The organism is Elstera sp. (genome assembly GCF_044372965.1).
Taxonomy (GTDB): domain Bacteria; phylum Pseudomonadota; class Alphaproteobacteria; order Elsterales; family Elsteraceae; genus Elstera.
In genome coordinates, this window is sequence record NZ_JBILQX010000193.1 from 1 (window position 1) to 6,187 (window position 6,187).

The window sequence follows — 6,187 nt, forward strand, 5'->3', positions numbered from 1 at the left end:
GGTGGCTTTGGGAGAAAATTTCATTCACCCGCCGCATCACGCCCGGCACATTGGCGTGAATATGCAAAAAGCGCCGATTGCCACCCGCTTTCACTGGCAGCGACACCTCGACGAAATTAACCGCGCCGACGGTTGAGCCATTGTCGGAATATTTAATCAGCTTCTCGGCGACTTCGAGCCCGATATTGGCCTGGGCTTCCATGGTGGAGCCGCCGATATGCGGGGTGAGAATAACATTATCGAGACCGCGTAAGGGGCTGACGAATTCCTCGTCATTCGTCGCGGGTTCCTTGGGGAACACGTCGATGGCTGCGCCCAGCACATGCCCGCTCTTCAGCCCTTCGGCCAAGGCGTCGAGATCGACGACGCTACCGCGCGAGGCGTTGATAAGGTAGGAGCCCGGCTTCATCGCCTGCACTTGCGCGGCTCCGAACATATTCCGGGTTTGCGGGGTGGAGGGGACGTGCAGGCTCACCACATCGGCCACGCCCAGCAGTTCTTCCAGCGAAGTGCACGGGCGGGCGTTGCCCAGCGCCAGCTTCTTTTCGACATCGAAAAAGCGCACCTGCATGCCCATCGCTTCCGCCAGAACCGAAAGCTGGGAGCCGATATGCCCGTAGCCCACGAGCCCGAGGATTTTTCCGCGCAACTCGAAGGAGTTTTTTGCCGATTTATCCCAAAGCCCATCGTGGCAAGCGCGCGATTTTTCCGGAATACGGCGCAGCAGCATAATGATTTCGCCAATCACCAGTTCGGCGACTGAGCGCGTGTTGGAATAGGGGGCATTGAACACCGGAATCCCGGCGGTGCGCGCCGCATTCAAAGCCACCTGATTGGTGCCAATGCAGAAGCAGCCTATGCCCATCAGCCGGTTCGCCGCCGCCAGCACTTTTTCCGTAATCCGCGTGCGCGACCGAATGCCGAGCAGATGGACGCCTTGGATGCGCTCGATCAGTTCGGCTTCGTCGAGGGCGACTTTAAGCTGTTCGATCTGCGTGTAGCCGCTGCGTTGAAAATCCTGAACGGCATTCTCATGAACGCCTTCCAGCAGCAGAACGCGGATTTTATCTTTGGCAAGGGAATGCCGGGTCATTCTAAAAACCTTCCATCGAAGATCGGCCAGAGGCGGCGTGTGCAGGCCTGTCCTAATCGAAGCGCGCTTAGCCTTCGAGAATTTCTTCCGCCGAATAGCCCTGCAAGAACAGCAACCCGGTAAGATCGGAATGGTTGAGCGCCAGATGCGCGGCTTCCGCCACAATCGGTTTCGCCCGGAACGCCACACCAAAACCCGCGACCGAGAGCATATCGAGATCATTCGCCCCGTCGCCGACCGCAATCGTCGCCGACAAAGGAAGCCCCCGCTGAAGCGCCACCGATTCCAGCGTGCGGCGCTTGGCGGCGCGGTCGAAGATCGGTTCGATCAGGCGGCCCGTCAGGCGGCGCTCGCCGCTGCCGGTGAGTTCCAGATGGTTGCAGTGAACGGCATGGCAGCCCAAGGTTTTGGCGACCGGATCGGCGAAATAGCCAAAGCCGCCGGTGGCGATGACGCAATGGGCGCCATGGTGGGCCATCGTCGCAATCAGGCTTTTCGCGCCGGGCATCAGGCGAATACGCGCGGCGCACGTATCCATGATCGTCACGGGCAGATCGGCCAAAAGCGCTACGCGCTCGCGCACGCTGGTGGCGAAATCCACTTCGCCGCGCATCGATTTTTCCGTAATCGCGGCGATCTGCGGGCCGATGCCGATATCGGCGGCGAGATCGTCCAGCATTTCATTTTCGATCAGGGTCGATTCCATATCGGCGACGAGCAAATGCTTCCGTCGGCCCTCGGTTTCGACCAGATTGGCATCGACGGGCGTATCGGCCAACGCCGCGCGCAGCCGGGCGAGATCGATCGGCTGCGAGGTGACGATATCGACGGCAACGCCCGGCACCAGCCAGTGCACCGCCGAGCCGTGCAGATTGGCGACGGATATCGCCTCAGCCACCAGCGCGTCGGTGACGGCGGGGGTCGTAGGCGCGGAACTGAGGACCAGGGTAAAGGGCATGGACGACTCGTTATGAACAAGAGCACACGACAACGGCTGATCCTGGCGGGACCGACCGCGAGCGGCAAGTCTGCCCTGGCCTTGGCGGTGGCTGAACAGACGGGTGCTGTTATCATCAATGCGGATTCAATGCAGCTATATCGTGAGCTGCGCCTGATTACCGCCCGTCCCAGCCGGGAGGAGGAGCGGCGCGCCCCCCACGCGCTGTACGGCACTCTCTCGACCGCCGAGGCGGCGACGGCGGAAAGCTGGCGCCAGGATGTCGTGACCTTGCTGGATGGGTTGGGCGATACGCCCGCGCTGCTCGTCGGCGGCACGGGCCTTTATATAAAAGCGCTGATGGAAGGTTTCGCCGACCTGCCGCAGGTGCCCCAGGAGGTGCGCGACGCGGTGGGGGAATTGCATGCCGCCGAGGGCGCTTTGCCCTTCCACGCCCGCCTCGCCGCCGTCGATCCTGCCAGCGCCGAGCGCCTGCGCCCGTCCGACAGCCAGCGGGTGAAGCGGGCCTATGAGGTCTGGGCCGCGACCGGAAAACCCTTCAGCAGCTTCCTCAACGCCCCGCGCTCCGGCCCGCCGGAGGGTTATTCCTTTATCCCCATCGTGCTCGCGCCGGATCGGGCGTGGCTCTACGACCGGATCAATCAGCGTTTTTCCCAGATGGTCGAGACCGGCGCGCTGGAGGAAATCACCGCCTTTGCCGACCTTCTTCCGCAACTTCCGAAGGATGCCCCCTTACGCAAAGCCGTGGGTGTGCCAGAATTGCTGTCCTATCATCAGGGTGAAATCGGGTTGCGCGAAGCAATAACCCTAGCGCAAGCCGCCAGCCGCCAGTATGCGAAGCGGCAAACCACCTGGTTTAAACATCAGCTTTCCCAAGCACTTACCGTCAATCCGCAAGAATATGACCAAGCTATGCAGGAAATCTTGTCGATCATGACGCAAACCAACTTGACCCGCTGACCCGCCCCCGCATAGCGTCTCTTTCCCTGAGATTTCAGGCCCCGCCCGTCGGCGGGGGTTGGGCTAACGAAGTGAGGAGTGTCATGAGCGACACGCGGGAGATGCTGACCGGAGCGGAAATCGTTTTGAAGGCGTTGAAGGACCAGGGTGTAGAAGTTATCTTCGGCTACCCCGGCGGCGCGGTCCTTCCGATTTACGATGCTCTTTTCCAGCAGAACGCGATTCGCCACATCCTCGTTCGGCACGAACAAGCGGCGGTTCACGCAGCCGAAGGCTATGCACGTTCGACCGGCAAGGTCGGCTGCGTGCTCGTCACCTCCGGCCCCGGCGCGACCAATGCCGTGACTGGCCTCACCGATGCGCTGATGGATTCGATTCCGCTGGTCTGCCTGACGGGCCAAGTGCCGACGCATCTGATCGGCAATGACGCCTTCCAAGAATGCGATACCACGGGCATCACGCGCCCCTGTACCAAGCATAATTACTTGGTGAAGGACGTTAACAATCTCGCCCGCACGGTGCATGAAGCCTTCTATGTGGCGCGCACGGGCCGCCCCGGCCCCGTGGTCATCGATCTGCCCAAAGACGTGCAGTTCGCGACCGGCCCCTATATTCCGCCCGCAACCGTCGCCCATAAAACCTATCGCCCGCGCAGCGACGCCGACATGAGCGTGATCGACCGCGCGATTGATATGCTGATTGAAGCCGAACGCCCGGTGATTTACGGCGGGGGCGGCATCATCAATTCCGGCGACGAAGCCTCGGCGCTGCTGACCGAATTTGCGCACCTCACGAATATTCCCGTCACGCTGACGCTGATGGCGTTGGGCGCTTTCCCGGCCTCGGACCGTCAGTTCCTCGGCATGCTCGGCATGCACGGTACCTACGAGGCCAACCTCGTGATGCATGGCTGCGACGTGATGTTCAACATCGGCGCGCGCTTTGACGACCGGGTGACGGGCCGCCTGAACGCCTTCTCGCCGAACTCCAAGAAAATCCATTTGGATATCGATCCGAGTTCGATCAACAAAACCGTAATGGTCGATCTGCCGATCATCGGCGATGTTAAAACGGTGCTGAAAGCCCTCATCGCCCGCTGGAAAGAGCGCGGCGTGCAGCCCAAAACTGAGGCGATCAAAAGCTGGTGGGGCCAGATCGAAGAGTGGCGCAAGCGCGACTCGCTCCGTTACGGCAGCAACGGCAAGATCATTAAGCCGCAGCACGCGGTGCGCCGCCTGTGGGAACTTTCCAAAGGCCGCGATACTTTCATCACCACCGAAGTTGGCCAGCATCAAATGTGGGCGGCGCAGCATTTCGGCTTCGAAAAGCCCCGCCATTGGATGACCTCCGGCGGTTTGGGCACGATGGGCTACGGTCTGCCGTCGGCAATGGGCGTGCAAATCGCCCACCCGGATGCGTTGGTGGTCGATATCTCCGGCGAAGCCTCCGCCATGATGAATATTCAGGAAATGAGCACGCTGGTGCAGTATCGCCTGCCCGTGAAAGTGTTCATTCTGAATAATCAATACATGGGCATGGTGCGCCAGTGGCAGGAACTGCTGCACGGTGGCCGCTATTCAGAAAGCTATTCCGAATCGCTGCCCGATTTCGTGAAGCTGGCCGAAGCTTTCGGTGCGCGCGGCTTCCGGGCGCTGGATATGACCGAGTTGGACGATGTGATTAAGGCCACCCTGGACCATCCCGGCCCGGTGATTGCCGATATTTGCGTCGATCAAAAGGAAAACTGCTTCCCCATGATCCCCTCGGGCGCGGCGCATAATGAAATGCTGCTTGGCCCGGACGATAAGGCCGATCCGGTCTCGACGGAAGAAGGGATGGTCCTCGTTTAACGACCCATCTCAGGCTTCTTAAACCGTCGTTTTCCGCTTAGACCGTAGGGTATCATGAAACAACCGCAGCCGATTAATCGTCACACCATCGCCGTGCTGGTGGATAATGAGCCGGGGATTCTGGCGCGCGTCGTCGGGCTTTTTTCGGGCCGGGGCTATAATATCGAAAGCCTCACTGTGGCCGAAGTGGAGCAGGCGGAGCAACTGTCGCGCATCACTGTCGTAACCTCGGGCACCGAACAGGTGATTGAGCAGATCAAAGCCCAGTTGGGCCGCCTCGTGCCGGTCCATAAGGTCCATGATCTTACCTCCGAAGGGCCGCATGTGGAGCGCGAGCTTGCGCTGGTGAAAGTGGCGGGGACGGGCGACAAGCGCGTGGAATCCTTGCGCATCGCCGATATTTTCCGCGCCCGCGCCATCGATTCGACCACCGAAAGCTTCGTGTTCGAAATCACCGGCAGCCAGGAGAAGGTGAATGCCTTCGTGGCGCTGATGATTCCGCTGGGGCTGGTCGAAGTCAGCCGCACCGGTATTGTTGCAATTTCTCGGGGTGCGTCGGGCTTCTAAGCCTGCCGCCGCCCTTCTTTCTTACCGCCTCTCACGCAAGGAAATGTCCCAGATGCGCGTTTACTATGACCGCGACGCCGATGTGAATCTCATCAAATCGAAAAAAGTCGCCATCGTCGGCTACGGCAGCCAAGGCCATGCACACGCGCTGAACCTGAAGGACAGCGGCGTTAAGGAAGTCATCATTGCGCTGCGTCCGGGCTCGGCCACGGCCGCCAAGGCCGAAGCCGCCGGTTTCCGCGTTCTGCCGCCCGATGAAGCCGCCCGCGAAGCCGATGTGGTCATGGTTCTGGCCCCGGACGAACATCATGGCGCGCTCTACACCGCCTTCCTGCGCGATAACATGAAGCAGGGCGCCGCCCTTGCCGTCGCGCACGGTTTCTCGGTGCATTTCGGCCTGATCGAGCCGCGCCCGGACCTCGACGTGTTCATGATCGCCCCGAAAGGCCCCGGCCATACGGTGCGCTCCGAATACCTGAAGGGCGGCGGGGTTCCGACCCTGGTTGCCGTCTATCAGAATGCCTCGGGCAATGCGCTCGAAGTCGCGCTGTCCTACGGCTCGGCCAATGGCGGCGGGCGCGCGGGCATCATCGAAACCACCTTCAAGGAAGAATGCGAAACCGATCTGTTCGGTGAGCAAGCCGTGCTCTGTGGCGGCCTGACCGCCCTGATCCAAGCCGGTTTCGAAACCCTGGTGGAAGCCGGTTACGCGCCGGAAATGGCCTATTTCGAGTGCCTGCACGAAGTGAAGCTGATCGT

The 6,187-nt window shown here is 60.9% G+C and carries 6 protein-coding genes; 4 read left to right on the forward strand and 2 right to left on the reverse strand.

Annotated elements, in window-relative coordinates; all coding sequences use genetic code 11:
- Both serA and serB read right to left on the reverse strand, forming a co-directional pair.
- Window positions 1-1,093, reverse strand: a 1,093-nt coding sequence (gene serA, locus ACIQ36_RS17290; RefSeq protein WP_395831609.1) for a phosphoglycerate dehydrogenase, incomplete at its 3' end; no start/stop codon positions are given.
- A gap of 67 nt (window positions 1,094-1,160) precedes the next feature.
- Window positions 1,161-2,051, reverse strand: coding sequence for a phosphoserine phosphatase SerB (serB, locus tag ACIQ36_RS17295; RefSeq protein ID WP_395831611.1), 891 nt, complete (start codon window positions 2,049-2,051; stop codon window positions 1,161-1,163).
- A 12-nt stretch (window positions 2,052-2,063) separates the two neighbouring features.
- Here serB and miaA point away from each other — a divergent pair, with 12 nt between their 5' ends.
- The 4 genes from miaA to ilvC form a co-directional block, all read left to right on the forward strand.
- Window positions 2,064-3,011 carry a tRNA (adenosine(37)-N6)-dimethylallyltransferase MiaA gene (gene miaA / locus ACIQ36_RS17300; RefSeq protein WP_395831613.1) on the forward strand — a complete coding sequence of 316 codons (948 nt, stop codon included), beginning with the start codon at window positions 2,064-2,066 and terminating at the stop codon, window positions 3,009-3,011.
- A gap of 83 nt (window positions 3,012-3,094) precedes the next feature.
- Window positions 3,095-4,861, forward strand: coding sequence for an acetolactate synthase 3 large subunit (locus ACIQ36_RS17305; RefSeq protein WP_395831615.1), 1,767 nt, complete (start codon window positions 3,095-3,097; stop codon window positions 4,859-4,861).
- A gap of 54 nt (window positions 4,862-4,915) precedes the next feature.
- Window positions 4,916-5,428, forward strand: a complete 513-nt coding sequence (gene ilvN, locus ACIQ36_RS17310; RefSeq protein ID WP_395831617.1) for an acetolactate synthase small subunit — start codon at window positions 4,916-4,918, stop codon at window positions 5,426-5,428.
- A 52-nt stretch (window positions 5,429-5,480) separates the two neighbouring features.
- Window positions 5,481-6,187 (forward strand): ketol-acid reductoisomerase (ilvC, locus tag ACIQ36_RS17315; protein ID WP_395831619.1); only part of this gene is annotated, 707 nt, incomplete at its 3' end.